This window comes from Nakamurella sp. (assembly GCF_048594475.1).
Classification (GTDB): Bacteria; Actinomycetota; Actinomycetes; order Mycobacteriales; family Nakamurellaceae; genus Nakamurella.
The window spans coordinates 23,048-40,071 of record NZ_JBMDXT010000218.1; the positions used below are offsets into that span (position 1 = coordinate 23,048).

At 71.1% G+C, this 17,024-nt stretch carries 7 protein-coding genes and 1 pseudogene; 4 read left to right on the plus strand and 4 right to left on the minus strand.

Going from position 1 to position 17,024, the window contains the following annotated elements; genetic code table 11:
- Nucleotides 1-53 precede the first annotated feature (53 nt).
- From ACOJUF_RS10280 to ACOJUF_RS10290, 3 genes are all read left to right on the plus strand, one after another.
- Complete coding sequence (locus ACOJUF_RS10280; RefSeq protein ID WP_420121757.1) at nucleotides 54-6,434, plus strand: DEAD/DEAH box helicase; 6,381 nt, start codon at nucleotides 54-56, stop codon at nucleotides 6,432-6,434.
- A complete protein-coding gene (locus ACOJUF_RS10285) occupies nucleotides 6,434-8,584 on the plus strand; it encodes a 3'-5' exonuclease (protein WP_420121758.1) in 2,151 nt (716 codons plus the stop codon). Before ACOJUF_RS10280 ends, ACOJUF_RS10285 begins: the two co-directional genes overlap by 1 nt.
- Before the next feature lie 66 nt (nucleotides 8,585-8,650).
- Nucleotides 8,651-11,185, plus strand: a complete 2,535-nt coding sequence (locus tag ACOJUF_RS10290; protein WP_420121764.1) for a GmrSD restriction endonuclease domain-containing protein — start codon at nucleotides 8,651-8,653, stop codon at nucleotides 11,183-11,185.
- Here ACOJUF_RS10290 and ACOJUF_RS10295 read toward each other — a convergent pair.
- The 4 genes from ACOJUF_RS10295 to ACOJUF_RS10310 form a co-directional block, all read right to left on the minus strand.
- The gene (locus tag ACOJUF_RS10295) at nucleotides 11,152-11,934 is read right to left on the minus strand and encodes a tyrosine-type recombinase/integrase (RefSeq protein WP_420121759.1); all 783 of its coding nucleotides are present in this window, start codon (nucleotides 11,932-11,934) and stop codon (nucleotides 11,152-11,154) included. The genes ACOJUF_RS10290 and ACOJUF_RS10295 overlap by 34 nt on opposite strands.
- Nucleotides 11,931-12,320: a hypothetical protein gene (locus ACOJUF_RS10300; protein ID WP_420121760.1), complete on the minus strand. Its 390-nt coding sequence runs from the start codon at nucleotides 12,318-12,320 to the stop codon at nucleotides 11,931-11,933. Before ACOJUF_RS10300 ends, ACOJUF_RS10295 begins: the two co-directional genes overlap by 4 nt.
- Nucleotides 12,321-12,803: 483 nt before the next feature.
- Nucleotides 12,804-15,017 carry a hypothetical protein gene (locus tag ACOJUF_RS10305; protein ID WP_420121761.1) on the minus strand — a complete coding sequence of 738 codons (2,214 nt, stop codon included), beginning with the start codon at nucleotides 15,015-15,017 and terminating at the stop codon, nucleotides 12,804-12,806.
- A 430-nt stretch (nucleotides 15,018-15,447) separates the two neighbouring features.
- Complete coding sequence (locus ACOJUF_RS10310) at nucleotides 15,448-16,164, minus strand: response regulator (protein ID WP_420121762.1); 717 nt, start codon at nucleotides 16,162-16,164, stop codon at nucleotides 15,448-15,450.
- A gap of 60 nt (nucleotides 16,165-16,224) precedes the next feature.
- Here ACOJUF_RS10310 and ACOJUF_RS10315 point away from each other — a divergent pair.
- Nucleotides 16,225-17,024 (plus strand): annotated as a pseudogene (locus tag ACOJUF_RS10315) (hypothetical protein); the annotation flags it as partial.

Genomic DNA, 17,024 nt, shown 5'->3' on the forward strand with positions numbered 1-17,024 from the left:
ACGAATCACTTGCACCGGTCGGGACCTCCGCGAGGAACGAGCGGACGTCCCGCATGAGTGAACTGCTGCCCACGGTCCAGGCGCACCGGATCCGCCGGAGCATCACCGACTACCTGACCACCACGTTCGCCCTGGCCGATCAGGATGTGCGGGAGGTGCTGGACGCGTTCCTGAAGCATCCGACGGACGGCATGTTCAAAGGCCCGTACCTCCGGATCCGGCTGCCGTTCCGGCCCGCCGACCTCGACCTGCCACAGGCCCTGGAGTGGTACGCCGGGCCGCCGCCGTACGGCCATCAGGCCGCGGCGTTCGCCCGGCTGTCCACCTGGCATCCGGACGGCACCACCCGCCGGGCGAAACCGACGCTGGTCACCACCGGGACCGGCTCGGGCAAGACCGAGTCGTTCCTGTACCCGATCCTCGACCACGTCCGCCGCGCCCGGCAGACCGGCGTCACCGGGACGAAGGCGCTCATCCTCTATCCGATGAATGCGTTGGCCAACGATCAGGCGTCCCGGCTGGCCCGGATCATCACCGGGCATGCCAAACTGGCCGGCGTCACCGCCGCCCTTTACACCGGGCAGGACGGGCCGCCGCGCGACCGGGTCACCGCGGACGGGCTGATCACCGACCGCGATGTCATCCGGGACGAGCCACCCGACATCCTGCTGACCAACTACAAGATGCTCGACCAGCTGCTGCTCCGCCGGGAGGACCAGGGCATCTGGCGCACGTCGGCCACCAGCCTGCGCTACCTCGTCCTCGACGAGTTTCACACCTACGACGGCGCGCAGGGCACCGACGTCGCCATGCTGCTGCGCCGCCTGGGGCTGACCCTGAAGAGCCACTGGCGCGCCGACGACCCGGACCTCACCGATGCCGACCGGAACCGGCCCCTCGGCCTCATGGTGCCCGTCGCCACCTCCGCCACGCTCGGCGACAAGGGCGACCCCGCCACCATGCTCGACTTCGCCCGCACCGTCTTCGGCGACGAGTTCCGAACCGACGTCGTCGTCACCGAGACCCGTATCCCGCTTGCCGAATGGCTCGCCGGCGACCCCGGACGCCTCAACCTGCTCGAACCGTTGACGATCGACAAGATCGACCCCGTCGCCGTCGGAGATGCGGTCGGCAGCCTCGATCGCGACCCCTCCGGCGCGGACCTGACCCGGACCCTGCTCCCGCTGCTGTTCGTGGGCGACCCCACGCTCCACCCCCGCCTCGGGATGGAAGACCCGCACGCCCTCCTGGCCCTGGCGAAGACCAGCCCGCTGGTGGCTGCCGTCGTCGGAGCCACCACCGACGCGATTCACCTCGACGACCTCGTCACCACCGTCGCCGGGCCCGCCGCGGGTGAACGAAAAGACGCCTGGCGCCGCACCGTCTCGGCCGTCGTCGCCATGCTCGGGCACCTACGCAGCCGGGTCGGCCGAAACGCCGCCTCCGTCGAAACCCATCTCTGGGTGCGGGAACTCACCCGGATCGACCGGGAGGCATCGTCCGTCGCCCGCTTCCGCTGGGCCGACGACGGACCGCCCGCAGCCCAGGACATCGAACAGGACGTGCGTCCCGGATTCCCGGCCGTCTACTGCCGGCTCTGTGGGCGGTCCGGCTGGGGTGTGGCCCTCGCGCCGGTCGGCGAGGGCCTCGCCGCCGACGACACCGACATCCGCCGCCTGCACCTGCTCCGGCAGGGACGGTTCCGCGCCCTGCTGTTCGCCCCCCGGGAGGGTGCCGCCGCCGCTGACGCCGACAAGCGGCACCCCGGCCTGGTCTGGTGGCACGTCACCCGCCGCGAACTGCTCGGCCGCGCGCCCGACGACGACGATCCGGACGTCCGGCAGGGACGGGTGCTGCCCGTCCTCACCACCACCGGAGCCCGCGCCGACGAGCACGCCCGTGACGACCACTGCCCGTCCTGCGGCACCCCGGACGGCATTCGCTTCCTCGGCAGCGCCATCGCCACCCTGCTGTCGGTGTCGCTCAGCGCCCTGTTCGGCTCCGGCAGCCTCGACGCGCGGGAGAAGAAAGCCCTCGTCTTCACCGATTCCGTCCAGGATGCCGCGCATCGGGCCGGCTTCGTCCAGGCCCGCTCGCACACCCTCACCCTGCGCAGCGTCCTGCGCACCGCGCTCGCCCAGGATCCGATCACCCTCGACGAACTTCTGGACACCGTGCTCCGCCGGGCCGGCGACGACTCCTTCGCCCGCTACCGGCTGCTGCACCCCGACTGCGCCGACCGCGACGGATTCAAGCCGTTCTGGAAGGCGCCGCGCCAGATGGCGGCCAAACCGGCCGTCCGGGAACGGGTCCGGCTCCGCCTGGCCCTGGACATCGCCCTGGAGTTCGGCCTCAATTCACGCACCGGCCGCACTCTCGAGCTGACCGGTTCCGCCTCCGCCGACGTCGACGCCGGACCCCCGGAACGGCTGGCCGGTACCGCCCGGTCCACCTTCCGCACCCTCGGCTTCACCCCCACCCTCGACTCCGGGGGCGAACCCGACAATGCGAGCCTGATCCGCTGGGTTCGCGGCGTCCTCGAACGTATGCGTACCCGCGGCGCCGTCGACCACCAGTGGTTCGACCGGTACCGGGACGACGACGGCAACCGCTGGTCCATCTCCGGCGGGCGGCCCCGCGACGAGGGAATGCCCGCGTTCCCGCCGGGGCGGCCGGCGCCCGGCTACCCGCGGGTCGGTGGCACCGCGAACACCCGCAGCGACACCAGTCTCGACCCGGTCACCGGAGCGCAGTCCTGGTACGCCCGCTGGACGTCCAAGGCGCTCGGGGTGGGCCCCGGCGACGGTGCCCATCTGGTCCGCGGCCTGCTGGATCGTCTCCACCGCGACGGGGTCCTGGCCACCCGGACCAGCCCGACCGGGGCGATCACCTACTCCCTGCCGACGGCCCGCGTCCTGATCCGGGCCACCGACCCGGATGTCGCGAGAGCCGGCCGGCACCAATTGATCTGCGACACCTGCCGGACCCCGACCCCCGGCTCACCGGACACCATCGCGCAACTGGTCGACGGCCCGTGCCTGGTCGACCGCTGTGCCGGCCGGATGCAGTACCTGTCGAAGCCCATCGACGGCGACTTCTACCGCACCCTGTACGCGTCGACCGATTCACGACGCATCGTCGCCCGTGAACACACCAGCCTGCTGGAGGACGCGGTCCGGCTTGCCTACGAGGAGGGGTTCAAACGCTCCGGTGGCGACCCGCAGGCGCCGAACGTGCTGGTGGCCACGCCGACCCTGGAGATGGGCATCGACATCGGCGACCTGTCCGCGGTGTTCCTCGGGTCGCTGCCGCGGACCGTCGCGTCCTACCTGCAGCGGATCGGCCGCGCCGGACGGCTCACCGGCAACGCCCTCGACCTGGCCTTCGTCACCGGGCGGGGTGAGCACCTGCCCAAGCTCGGCGACCCGCTGTCTGTGATCAACGGCGAGGTCCGGGCGCCGGCCACCTACTTGCAGGCGGAGGAGATCCTGCGGCGGCAGTTCACCGCCCACCTGCTCGACCGCATCGCCCGCGACGGCACCCGACGCCAACCGCATTCGGCTCGGACCGCGCTCGGCTCCACCGAACCGAACACCTTCCTCGGCGGCGTGGTCGCGCTGGCCGAATCCGACCCGCACGGCCAGGTCTCCGGGTTCGGCGCCGCATTCGGCAGCCTTCCTCCGACGATCCACGACGACCTCGTCGATTGGACCCGGGCCGACCACGGGCCGCGCTCCAGCCGGTTCGCCGACCACCTGCGCACCGCGATCGAACTGTGGCGGGCGACGGTCGCCGAACTGGAGGCCAGGGCGAAGACGGTGGATGCGCTGATCCCCGCCCTGGAGGCCGCTGTCGAATCGCCCGCCGTCACCGACGACGACCGGTTTGCGCTGCGCTCGGCCCGCTCCGCCCTCAAGCTCACCCGGGGGCGGCTGGCCGGACTGCAGAGCGACTACTGGATCGGGGTCCTGGAGCAGTACGGGATCCTGCCGAACTACACCCTGCTCGACGATCGGGTCACCCTGGACGTGGGCCTGTCCTGGACCGATCCCGACACCCGCCAGACACATCACGAGCACACCCAGCTGCAACGCGGGTCGGCGCAGGCCATCCGGGATTTCGCCCCCGGCAACCGCTTTTACGCCCGGGGCATGGAGATCGCGATCGACGCGATCGACCTGGGCGTCGACGGAGTGTCGGTGCAGTCGCGGCGCTACTGCCCACGCTGCGGGTATTCCGACCCGGTGCTACCGGCCGGCACCCCCGGTGGGGTCGGCCCGACCTGCCCCCGCTGCGGGTCGGCCGGGCTGGGGGACAGCGGCCAGGTGCTGGACACCGTCCAGCTCACCCACGTCACCGCCGAGGTCCGCCGGGACGAGGCCGGCGTCACCGACCGCAGCGACCAGCGGTACCAGCGGTCGTTCGAGATCGTGTGCACGGCTGACATCGACGCCGCCCACGTCACCCGGTCCTGGTACGCCCAGGATGTCGGGCTGCGCTGTCGCTACCTGCGCCGCGTCGACCTGCAGTGGGTGAATCTGGGTCCCCGGGGCGGTGGGGCCACCCGCGACCTGGCCGGGCAACGCGTCACCGGGCCGTTGTTCCGGGTGTGCGCCGGCTGCGGGAAGCTCGATTCGGCCGCCGCGGTCAACCTGCCGTACGAGCATCGCGCCTGGTGCCGGTACCGCACCGACCCCGACGAGCACACCGTCGAGGTGGCCCTCACCCGCACCCTGCGCACCCAGGGGCTGCTGTTGGATCTGCCGCCGACGATCACCGTCGGCGACCTGTTCGCCGTGCCCAGCCTGACTGCGGCCGTGCTGCTGGGCATGCGCGAGCTGCTCGGCGGCCACCCCGACCACCTCCAGGTCGAGCACATCCACAGCCCCGCCGGCGGGCAGGGCCTGACCCGGGAGGCGCTGCTGCTGCACGACGTCGTCCCCGGCGGGACCGGCTACCTGGCCGGGCTCGCCGAGCCCGAGCGGCTGCGCGACATCCTGACCGCCGCCTGGGAGGTGGTGCGCTCCTGCCCCTGCCAGACGGAGGATCGGCTCGCCTGCCACCGGTGCCTGCTGCCCTTCGCGCCCACCCGGCAGCTCGCCGTCGTGGCCCGGGCCGCCGCGCAGCGCCACCTGCAGACCCTGCTGGGCATCGACTCCGATCCGAACGCCCCCGTCGCCGCGACCTGGCGGTTGACCGACCACCCCGAGACCGAATCGGCCGAGTCCTACCTGGAACAACGGTTCCGGGCCGCCTTCGTGGCCCGGCTGCGGGCCATGAGTGCGTCGGTCACCGAGACCCCCGGTGCCTGGGGCAACACGGTGCAGGCAACGGTTCCCGGGTCGGCCGTCGTGTGGCGGCTGGTCCCGCAGGTCAACCTGCTGAACTCCCGGCCCGACTTCGTGCTGCAGTCCACCGATACCGCCGTGCCCGCGGTGGCGATCTTCGTCGACGGCGCCGCCCACCACGCATCGGTCTCCGCGAACCGTCTGGCCGACGACGCGGCCAAACGGGCACTGCTGCGGGAGGCCGGCCACGTCGTGCTGTCGGTGACCGCCACCGACGTCGACGCCGCCGAGTCCGGCCGATCCCCGGACGCAGCCTGGTACGACGTGGCCGCGAGACCGGCCGTCATCACCCGGTTCCCGGCCACCCAACGCGCCTACGACGAGGCCCGTCGCCCGCCGATCGACTGGTTGGCCGGCTGGTTGACCGACCCCGAGATCGATGAGCGGCGCCTCGCGGCGCGCGGCCTGCCGATCTTCATGGCCCGGCCCTCCCGACCTATGTCGGTGGACTCGGCAGTGTCCCTGGCGGAGATCGGCCGTGACGTGCTGGGCGGCACTACGCCGCCCACGGGAGCCCGTCGGGTGCAGGTGCGGCACGAGGGGCCTCTCGTCACCGTCCTGGAGCCCCTCCCGCAGGGCCGGATCGCCATCGCGGTCGTGCTGGACGACCGACCCGCCGCCCTGGCCTCCGAGGGGCACCGAGCGGCCTGGCGCGCCTGGTTGGCCCTGGCCAACGCACTCGCGCTGCGGGACGGGCCGACCACCGTCACCGTGGCGTCCCTGGTCGGTGCCGCCGGGACCGGCGGAACTGTTGCCGGTGATGCCGGATCCGCTGCGGCCGAACAGGTTCCCGAACAGTGGCGGCCGGCCTGGTCGGCCTCGGGTACCGATGCCGAGCGGCGGTTGCTCCGGGCGCTCAGCAGCCGTCCGGGGATCCCCGTGCCCGAGATCGGACCCGAAGGGCCCCAGGGCATTCCGCTGGACATCGCCTGGCCGCGGTATCGGGTGACGGTTGCGGTCAACGACATGCCGGACGCGGACCGTCAGGACCTCGAATCCGCCGGCTGGCAGGTCCTGCCGCCCGACCCCACCACCGTCGGCGCCGCCATCGCGGCCGCGCTCGCCGCCGATCACGAGGGGGACTGATGCCGACCCTGATCATGACGGCCCTGGCCAACAAGATGGACGGATCCATCAAGGCCAAGGCCATGACCTTCCTGCAGAAGCTCGCGGCCGACGACACCACCTCCGGGCTGCACATCGAGAAGATCAACGGCAGCGCCGACCCCAAGGCCAGGACCGGACGGGTCGACAAGTTCTGGCGCGCCGTCCTGTTCCGGATCGACACCAAGGGCGAGCCGGTCTACGTCGTCCACGGGGTCTGGCCGCACGACGACGCGATCGCCGAGGCGCGCCGGACCGTGCTGAGGATCAACCCGATCAACGGACTGCCGGAGTTCGACAACGCGGAACCGGCACCACCGGCCCCGGCACCACTGACCCGGGCGCCGGAGCAATCCACCCCATCGGAACCGTTCCTGGTCGGACTCGGTGTGTCGCGGGACGACCTCGTCGAGCGGCTCGGGTTGCCGCCCGCGGTGGCGGACGAGGCCATGGCGGCCGCCGACGAGGACGCCGTGCTCGCGGTCGCCGAACGACACGAAGGATGGGTCGGTCTACTGCTGGTGGATGTCGCGGCCGGTGACCCGATCGACGAGATCGCGCAACGGCTCGACCTGGAGAAGCCGACCGAGTCCGGGGACGAGAACCAGGACCTCATCGAGTCCTTCAACCAACCGGCGGCCCGCGCTCAGTTCACCTTCATCGAGGACCAGGAGGAACTGCGGCGCGTCATCGAGGCCGGGGACTTCGGCGCCTGGCGGATCTTCCTGCACCCGGAGCAGCGCAAGTACGTCGGGCGGCGCTACAACGGGCCGTTCCGACTGTCCGGGGGAGCGGGAACCGGGAAGACGGTGGTCGTGGTCCACCGGGCCAGGGCCCTGCACCGCGCGCACCCCGGCCACCGGATCCTGTTGACGACCTTCACGACCAACCTCGCCGACGCGCTCGCGGACAGCCTGCGTCGGCTGGATCCCGATGTTCCCGTCGCCGGTTCGCTCGGCCAACCCGGCGTGTTCATCCGTGGCGTCGACGCCCTGGCCGCCGCGGTCCTTCGGTCGGTCCCGGCGCCGGTACTCGACGGGGCCGCCGAGGCCGTCCTCGGGCACCGACGCCCCGCCGCCGCGAAGCGGACGGACCCCACGCTCTGGCGGCAGGTGGTCGAGTCCGGTGGCGGGCGCCTGGATCCCGATCTGGCCAATGAGGCGTTCCTGGTGGGCGAGTACTCGCTGATCGTCCTGCCCAACCGGGTCCGGACCCTGGAGGAGTACCTGCGGGTGCGCCGGCCTGGTCGTGGGGTGGCGCTGGACCGCGGCCGGCGAACCGCGGTCTGGGAGCTGATCGACGCCTACCGGCGGCGGGCCGCGGTCGACGGAACCCTCGACTTCCTCGAGGCGGCGGCCGTGGCCGCCGCCGTGCTGGGGGCCGATCCCACCCGCCGGCCGGCCGACCACGTCCTGGTCGACGAGGGGCAGGACCTGTCGCCGGTGCACTGGCAGATGCTCCGCGCGGCCGTTGCTGAGGGGCCGGACGACCTGTTCATCGCCGAGGACTCGCATCAGCGGATCTACGGGCCCAGGACCGTCCTCGGCCGGTACGGGATCAAGATCGTCGGTCGATCCCAGCGACTCACCTTGAACTACCGGACCACCCGCCAGAACCTGCGCTACGCCCTGACCATCCTGGAGGGGGGCGATTACACCGATCTCGAGGACGTTGCCGAGTCGACCGACTACCGGTCCGCCAGATCCGGCCCCGCGCCGGTGGTGTCGGTCGCCCCGACTCTCGGGTCGGAGCTCGACGAGGTCGTCGAACGCGTCCAGGAATGGACCTCCGGGGGAACATCAACGGAGACCATCGCCGTCCTGGTGCCCGACCGGTACCAACGCGACCGGGTCGCCGCCCGACTGGTGGAGGCGGGGGTGTCGGCGCGCGCCGTCGACCGCGAGAAGCCGCCTGCGGACAACGTCCTCGTGATGACCATGCACCGGGCCAAGGGCATGGAATTCTCACGGGTTGTACTCACCGACGTCGGCTGGTCCAGCGACGCCGAGGCGGCACGACTGGCCGAGATGGCCGAATCGGAGCGCAAGGATGCGCAGCTTCGGCAGCGGTCGTTGGTCTATGTCGCGGCGACGAGGGCGCGGGATGAGCTGGTGGTGGTGGAGCGCCGGTGACCATCGAGCCCACAGACCCCGATGCAATGACGCGGTCCGGCACTCGACACGACAGGAAGGATGACCATGGTTGCTGCGGAAGAGACGACGCTGCAAGCTCTCCTGGAAGGGACGAAGCAGTATCAGGTTCCGCTGTACCAGCGGACGTACTCGTGGTCGACGGCCCAACTGGCGCGGCTCTGGGACGACATCGCCAAGCTTGCCGAGGATCGGGTCGACACGCCGGGCGCCACGCACTTCGTGGGCTCGCTGGTTCTCGCGCCGAGCCCGTCGATCGGACCGACCGGGGTACAGCGGTTCCTCGTCGTGGACGGCCAGCAACGGATGACGACGTTGTCGCTCCTGCTCTGCGCCGTCCGCGATCACCGCGCAACGACGGAAGATTCCGAGCACCGGGACCGGATCAACGAGCTGTACCTGCAGAACAAGTGGAAGCCCGAGAACCAGAAGCTCAAGTTCGTCCCGACCCAGGCCGACCGACCCGCGTACGAGGCCTGCCTCTACTCGACCCCTCAGGCCGGTGGGACTGATCCCGTCGGGGCGGCCTACCGCTACTTCCGGACCCAGCTGGAGCAGGCGGACGACCCCGACGATCCCTTCGACATCGAACGCATCGAAGACGCCGTCATTTCGGGGCTTGCACTCGTCGCGGTCACTGCCCAACACGGCGACAACGTCCATCGGATTTTCGAATCCCTGAACAACACCGGGCTGCGGCTGACCCAGGGTGATCTGCTCCGGAACTACCTGTTCATGAGGATGCCGACCCGGGCGGAGAACGTCTACCACACCCTGTGGCTGCCGTTGCAGGACATGTTCACCGCTGAGCAGCTTGAGCAGCTGTTCTGGATCGACCTGGTGCACGACGACCCGAAGACAAAGCAAACCGATGTGTATGCGCGTCATCAGGTGCGTCTCGATCGACTCGCCGACGAGGCGCAGATCGAGGACGAGGTACGGCGGCTCGGTGTCCTGGGCTCGCTGTACAAGACGATTCTCGATCCCACACGCGAGAGCGACGCGGATGTGCGGCACCGTCTGGTCCGGCTCGCCGAGTGGGGAAGCACCACCGTGCACCCGTTGACCCTGCATCTGCTCCACCTGCGCGAGCGGAAGGAAGCCACATCGGAACAGGTCGCCGCCGCCCTGCTGATCGTCGAGAGCTTCCTGGTCCGCCGGCTGATTACCGGCTGGGCCACCGGCAATCTCAACCGGATCCTGCTGTCGGCGCCCCAGGAGATGGACCGGAGGCTTCCGGTGGACCAGGCCGTCCATCGGTTCCTCTCCATCGGCCGCAAGCACTTCGCCACCAATCGCCAGCTCGCAGAGGCCATCGGGTCGCGGCCGTTCTACCTGTCGGGTCGCGCCGGTCAGCGGTTCCTGGTCCTGGCCTGGCTCGAGGAGTCCTACGCCAGCAAAGAACCAGTGGGTCTGAAGAACCTGACGATCGAGCACGTGCTGCCGCAGAAGCTGACCGCGGCAGGCGAAAAAGAACTCGCCCTGGACCTGGCGGACGGTGAGGACGTTGGCCTGGTCCATGAATCACTCGTCCACACTCTGGGGAATCTGACCCTGACCGGATACAACCAGAGCCTGAGCAATAGTCCGTTCGGCATCAAACGGGAGAAGCTCGCCGCCAGCGGACTCGCCATGAACAAGGAGATCGCCGCACAGGATCGATGGGGACGGACGGAGATCCTCGACCGGGGGCGGCGACTGGCCGAACGCATCGCGACGATCTGGCCCGGTCCGCTCGACGTCGCCGACGACGATGCAGGCATCCGTTGGGACCTGGTCAATCGCGCCCTCAGGGAACTCCCGGCCGGGTCATGGACAAGCTACGGCGATCTTGCAGCCCTGATCGGAAGTCATCCGGTGCCGGTCGGCATGCGACTGGCGACGAAGCCGATTCCGAACGCGCACCGCGTCCTTCAGGTCGACGGTCGGGTGTCACCGGGGTTCAAATGGCTCGATCCCACCCGGACTGATGATCCGCGAGATCTGCTGGTGGCCGAAGGCGTCGTCTTCGACGAGCAGGGCCGGGCAGAGCAGGAGCAGCGGGCCGGTCTCGAGAAGCTTGCGACCTTGTGTGGCCTGACGGAGCCGGGCGCCGTTGGCGAGCTGCGAGACCTTCCTCCAGGACCGGAAGCTGATCGACGCGACAAGTTCCTGACTCAACTGGGTGACGTGCAGGAACCCAACACGGTTCACGGCGTGATCGCGATCCTCAACGGCTGGACTGCCATCGGCGGCATTGTCGAGTACGGCTCGTCGGCCGAGACCTCCGCATTCGCCTTGACAGAATGCCCGCTGCGACCGGGCGAATCAATCTGGCCGATGGTCATCTACCCATCCGGACGCGTCGAGGTGGTGTTCCAGTACCTGGCGACCCGGCCTCCGTTCGACGACGTCGAACTTCGAGAGGAACTTCGAATGCGTCTGAACCAAATGGATGGCGTGGAGATTCCTCCCGGCAAGTTGGAACTGCGTCCCGGTTTCGATCTCGACGTGCTGGCGACAGAGTCAAACCGAGAGACGCTTGCTGCGACCCTGGTGTGGTTCTTCGATCAAGTGCACGGGAGACAGGAAATCACAGAATAGTTCGGACATGGGTCGGCCCCATGGCCTCTCGGTTCTGGTAGACATCCATCGTGACTGACGGCCGGGAGTGTCCGAGCTGATCGGCGATCTGGCGCGGTGTGAACCCGGCCTTGTCGAGTTCTGTGGCGACCATCCTGCGGAAAGGACCGGCCGGTCACACCGACGTGACCGAGTCTGTCCAGTTCGGTCCGGATGACGCCGGTGATGTTGCTGATCCAGTAGGGCGTCTCCGCGCGATCGCTCTTGGGTCCGCGCGCTGATGGGAAGACAAGGTTGGACTCGGGGCGTGCCTTTGCCAGTCGCGCCTGCAGCATCGTCACCACCGCCGAGGGGAGAGCCAGTCGGCGGACCCCGGCGCGGGTCTTCGTCTGCAGTTGGCGTCGCCCCGCGCCGTTGACCGTGGCGTTGATCAGTGCAGTTGGTTCAGCGCTGTCGAGGTCCAATTGCGTCCAAGTGAGCGCAATCGCCTCACCGGTCCGGCAGCCGGTGCCGGCCATGAACGTGAGGATGTCGGGCAAGTCCGTCTTGCTGGTCTTCTCGTCGGCCTTGAGGTCGGCGATGATCTGCGCCGCTTGGGCCTTGGTGATGGGCACGGTCGGCGCCGTCGGCGACTTCGTTCCGCGCTCCACGCGCTGGGACAGGATCGCGAACGTCCCGTTGGTGGTGGGAGCGCTGGCGCCGTTGGTGACTGCGTAGGTCAGGGCTTGCCGCAGGATCCCGCGGCAGTTCTTGGCGATAGCAGGCGTCAAGGAGGCCAGGAACAGCGTGACGACCCTGGGAGTGACGCGGTCGAGCGATACCGACCCGAGCGAGGCGGTGCCACGTTGCGTTTCTTGATCGTCTTGTCGATCGCGTGGCGGTAGCGGAGGACGGTGCCGACGGCTCGGGCGTCCGTGGTGATGGGATCGGTGATCCAGGCGTCTAGCACGTCGCCGAGGGTGGAGTCGTTGGTGAATGCGGTGACGCGTCCGCTCTCGTTGGCCAGCGCCTCCGCGAGCCGATCGCCTTTTGAGGGGCTCATCCGCTGGGAGAGCCGTTCGATCGCCTCGTCCTTGGTCTTGCCGCAGGACTGGTACCTGGTGCGTCCCTTGTCCGTGCGGACGTACGCCTCGGCCGTCCATAACGCCACAACCATGCGCTTGCTGTCTGCCTAATGATCCGCGGTCGCTTTGAGCCGCCGGCGACGCTCCTTTCCCGTCACCCGGTCGATCACCCACGCCGTGGTGGTGATCTCGCCATGCGTCCCCGCCTTGAGCGGGTTCCGGCCGCGGTTCCACCGGCGGCGATCAGTCGATTCCGGAGCAGCCTGGCTCGCCACTTGACTCGCCACATGATTCGCCATTTGGTCCCTGAATGCCGATGCTGATCGCTGACCCGGTCTGAGGAATCTCGTGTAGGACGTGCCTCTGACCTGCACGAACGATGCTCATCGACATTAACGGCTGGCAACCCGATGTACTGAAGTGCGGGCGCAACTCGCAACCCGTCAGGTCGTGGGTTCGAGCCCCACTCGCCCCACTTCTCCTGGGCCAATTGTCGACCAGACACAAAGCGCCCGCCAATTGTCTAGCGGTCGGAATCCGGATAGTTCTAGTCGCCCGGTCTACCTGGCGATACGTCAACCCCCGTCTCGCACCGCATCCACGATATGCCGGCGCACCACGGTCAGGATGCCGCCTACCCGCTGGGCGAGCTCGACGACGGCCAGAGCCAGGCGGGGGTCCGGGAACGTCGACAGCGGCCGGCCGGCCGCGGCGAGGTGCTGGCAGGCCGCGGCGAGGTCGGTGGCGGCGATGGCGTTCCAGGCGAGGTCAACGGAGCGCTCGGGATACACCACGTCGGGGGCGACACTGACGGGCGACATCGACACCGTCTGGGCGAGCAGGCCGGTGACGCCGTCGCGGCCGGCCCGGCGGACCATCACCGCCATCTCGGGTGCCTGCGGTCGCCGCACGCCGAACCGGCGGGCGTGCCCGTCGATGGTCGCCGCCAGCGCCTGCAGGATCGTGTCGAGCGCCGCGACCGCGTGGTCGGACGGGACAACGAACACACCGCCGGCCCGGGTCTCGGTCGGATCTACGGGCTCGAGCACGGACGCGCGCAGGATCAGGGCCAGCATCGCGAACGTGGGCTCGTCGGCCGGCGCGGGGGAGACCCACGGGGGTGGCGTCGGGCCGGGCGGCAGCGGCGCGGGACTGGACGGTGCCGGTGGGACGGTGGGAGTCGGCCACGTCCCCGGGCCGGACGATCCCGGCCCACCGACCCCGGGCGAGGGTGCCGGCCCGGGCCATGAGGGCCCCGTGCCCGTCCTGGGCCCCGACGGGCCCCCGCCAATCCCAGGCCCCGCCGCGCCCGGCCCGGGTCCGGCGCCAGTCCCGGGCCCCGAGGCTCCCGACGGCCCCGGGTGTGCCGTGCCGGGACCCACGACGAGCGGCCCGGTGTTCATCACCGGCGGCAGACCGCTGCCGAAGCCGTCGGGAGCGCCCCATCCGCCCGGATCGCCGCCGGCCGCTCCGCTCCCGCCGGATCCCGCGATTCCGGCCGGCGCGCCGGGGCCGCCCGGAAGGACGGCCCCGCCGTGCGGGAACGGCGGCACCGTCCACCCAACCGGCGGCGGGACCCGCGGAGGTGCCAGCTCGCGGCGCAGTTCGGCCAGGGCCGCGCGGTGCGAGTGGATCCACGGCGGCGGGGTGGCCGAATCGAGAACGGCGGCGCACCAACGCCAACCGGCGTGCTCGTGGTCGGCGGCGTCCGGCAGGTAGCGCAGGATGCTGGCGCAGGCGGCGACATCGGCGGCCGGCCCGACCCACCCGCGCGGGTTGTACGCCGGCGTCAGCCCGCGCAGCTGCGGGTCGTCGAAACGTGGGGCCGGGTCGCACATCCGCACGACCCCGTCCTCGATGAACACGTGCTCGGGCTTGACGTCACCGTGCGCGTCGAAGGTTCCCCGATCGACCGCGTCGGCCAGTGCCGCCAGCACCAGGTCGACGTCGCCCGGCGTCTCCGGGGACTCGCCGACCAGGCGCTCCATCACCAGGACCGGTAGGCCCGACGGCTCGTGCGGCCAGAGCCCCAGCGAGCGGGGGAGTAGCCGGCCCCCGTCCCGCTCCAGGATCTCGGCCTCCCGCCGCAGCACCGCCGCGGTCAGGTCGGCACCGATCTCGACCGACCGGAACCCGGCCGGATCGGCCCGGAAGGCCTCGGCCGGCTTGTGCTCGGGGCGCCGCCCGGCCGGCGTGTCGAACCACACCTCGGTACGGTTCCCGCCGCCCCGCGGGAGGGGCGCCTTCGCCACCAGTCGTGTCCCGTCCAGGTCGGTGGCCGCGATGACCTGGCCGAAGCCGCCGCCGGTCAGGGTGCCGAGCAGCGGTTCGTGCAACTGGTAGGGCCCGGCGGTGCCCATCGCCGACGCCGGAGCCAGGTCGCGCCGGGATCGAACCCGGCCCGCGTCGACCTCCAGCAGGATCTCGTCCGCCCAGACGCTGTCGAAGCCGGAGTGCACGTGTCGGACCTGTTCGCCCCGGGCCAGCCGGAGCTGCCCGGTGACGAAGTCCGCGGGCATCGGCAGCGTCGCGCCGCGCAGCACCGCGGACCCCTGGATCGTCTGGATGCCCGACCCCAGGCCGCGCACCGTCGCGGTGACCGCATCCAGGAACAGCCGGCCGTCGGCGTCGACCCGCCAGGTCGCCACGTAGCCGCGCACGTTCGCCGTGTGCGGTGCGACCAGCCGCCGGGTCACCCCGGCGGACGCCAGTACCGGATCCAGCGGCGTGCCGAGCAGCAGCCAGTCCTGCCCGTCGAGCCGGATCGTGTCCGGTGTCTGCGCGGTCATCCGTTCGCCCCCCGATCAAGCCGTCCCGGCCGCCCGCCGGCCCCGGCCGGCGTCTTCACACCAGCACCCGAAGGGTCCGGGCCGGGGCCCGTCCGCCGGTCAGGCCGGCGTCCGGCCCCGACGGGACATCGCCGAGGCACGCGGACCCGCGGCCTCCGTCCGCCATCCGGATCGACCGCCCCGAGGACGACAGCGGTGGCACGAGAGGCGATCTGGACGACGTCCCCGGCGATCCGGAGTGACACGCCCCAGCCGGTCCGCCGGTCGCCACCGCCCTCGACACCCACACTGACACCGACACCGACACCGGACCCTGGAATCACCACTGCTGCACAGAGTCCCGACCCCGGCGCGGTCACCGAGTCACCGACCGGTCGGGTCGCCGGCCGGGAATCCGTGCCCACCGTTCGGCGGTCGATTCCGTCATGCGTCATCGCCCGGGACGCGATCCCGGGCCGCGGGCCGCGCTCGCCGCGGCCGGGTCACCATCGCGATCGGAGCGCAGCAGGCCGAGCCGGGACGCGATGGCGACGGCCTCCAGCTGGGAGTGCGCCCCGAGCTTGTCCAGGATGTGCTGGACGTGGTTGCGGACCGTGTGCACGCTGATGCCGAGTTCGCGGGCGGTCTGCTGGTTGGACCGGCCGGCGCCGATCAACTGCAGCACCTCGGACTCCCGCGCGGTCAGGTCGCCGCCCAGCGGTGCCGGCCGGCTGCCGAGCAGGGCGCCGACCATGTCCGGCGAGACGGGGGTGTCGCCGCGCAGCACGGCGGTGACCGCGGCCAGCACCTCGGCGATGTCCTGCCGCTTGGTGACGAAGCCGTCGCAGCCGGCGTCCATCGCCTCCAGCAGCACCGCGCGTTCGTCGGCGGCGGTCAGCATGAGCACCCGGCTCGTTGGGGAGCGTTCCTTCAATGCCCGCACGCCGCTGGCGCCGGTCGCGCCGGGCAACCGATGGTCCAGCACGACCAGATCGGGGGTCGTATCCGCGACCGCGACCAGGCCGTCACCGAGCGTGCCGAAGGTGCCGACCAGCGTCATGCCGCGGGCCGTCAGCACCTCACCCAACAGTTCGGCGAACACCTGGTGGTCGTCGATGATCACCACCGACGCCGCCGGACGCGGTGCTACCGTTCGAGACATCGTCATCGGCGACGATCCATCCGCGCGCGCCGGGGCGACCGGCCGGTCCTAGCGGAGTGGAACACCATGCACGAGCTCCTCGGTGACGGCGCCGACGCCACCGCGTCGAGCACCGTCCGCGTGGTCCGCGGCGGCGACGTCGCTGCAGTGCGCCGATCGTGTCCCGATACTGCCATCGTGGCCCTCGTCCGGTCGACCGACCCGCGGGCCGCCGTGGCCGCCCAGCTCGCCGGCGCCGACGTCGTCCTGCCCTGTGCCGACGAGAGTGCGCCCCATCCCGACGATCTCGCGGCCGCCCGGGCTGCGGCGACCGTGCTGGCGGGCCGGTCCCGGCTGATCCGGGAGCAGACCCGGGAAGCGGCCCACGAGGTCGCCGGGCAGGCGTCGTCCATCGCCCTGGTCGCCCAGTTGCTCGGACCGCAGGAGCCACCGCACCGGGCCGCCCAGCTCCGGGAGCTCGCCGCCCGCGGTCGCGCGCTGGCCTGGCGGGCCGGCCGGGCGGGCCGGGCCCGGGGTGCGGCCGTCGAGGCGGTCGACCTGTCGGCAGCGGTACCCGCGCTGCTCGACGACCGGGCCGCCGGCGCGGTCAGTGCCGACGGTGCCGATGCGGCGGACGCCGGCGATCGGAACGGCCGGGCGGCCGCGCCGGCGATCCGGGTCGACGTGCCGCCCGAGCCGGCGCCGGTGCTGGTCGATCCCGCGCGGTTGGCCGCGGCCCTGGCCGAACTCACCGGCAACGCCGTCCGGGCCGGGGCCCGCACGATCGCCGTCCGCGTCGACGCCAGGATCGGCGACGGCGGTGGCGGTGGGGACGGCGTTGGCGTCGGCCTCGTGGTCGAGGACGACGGATCCGGCCTGCCTGCGGG

Coding starts and splice junctions, on each gene's coding strand:
- ACOJUF_RS10305 (WP_420121761.1), bottom strand. CDS start 15,017: ATGACCGCGCAGACACCGGACACGATCCGGCTCGACGGGCAGGACTGG.
- ACOJUF_RS10300 (WP_420121760.1), bottom strand. CDS start 12,320: ATGGTTGTGGCGTTATGGACGGCCGAGGCGTACGTCCGCACGGACAAG.
- ACOJUF_RS10310 (WP_420121762.1), bottom strand. CDS start 16,164: ATGACGATGTCTCGAACGGTAGCACCGCGTCCGGCGGCGTCGGTGGTG.
- ACOJUF_RS10285 (WP_420121758.1), top strand. CDS start 6,434: ATGCCGACCCTGATCATGACGGCCCTGGCCAACAAGATGGACGGATCC.
- ACOJUF_RS10280 (WP_420121757.1), top strand. CDS start 54: ATGAGTGAACTGCTGCCCACGGTCCAGGCGCACCGGATCCGCCGGAGC.
- ACOJUF_RS10290 (WP_420121764.1), top strand. CDS start 8,651: ATGGTTGCTGCGGAAGAGACGACGCTGCAAGCTCTCCTGGAAGGGACG.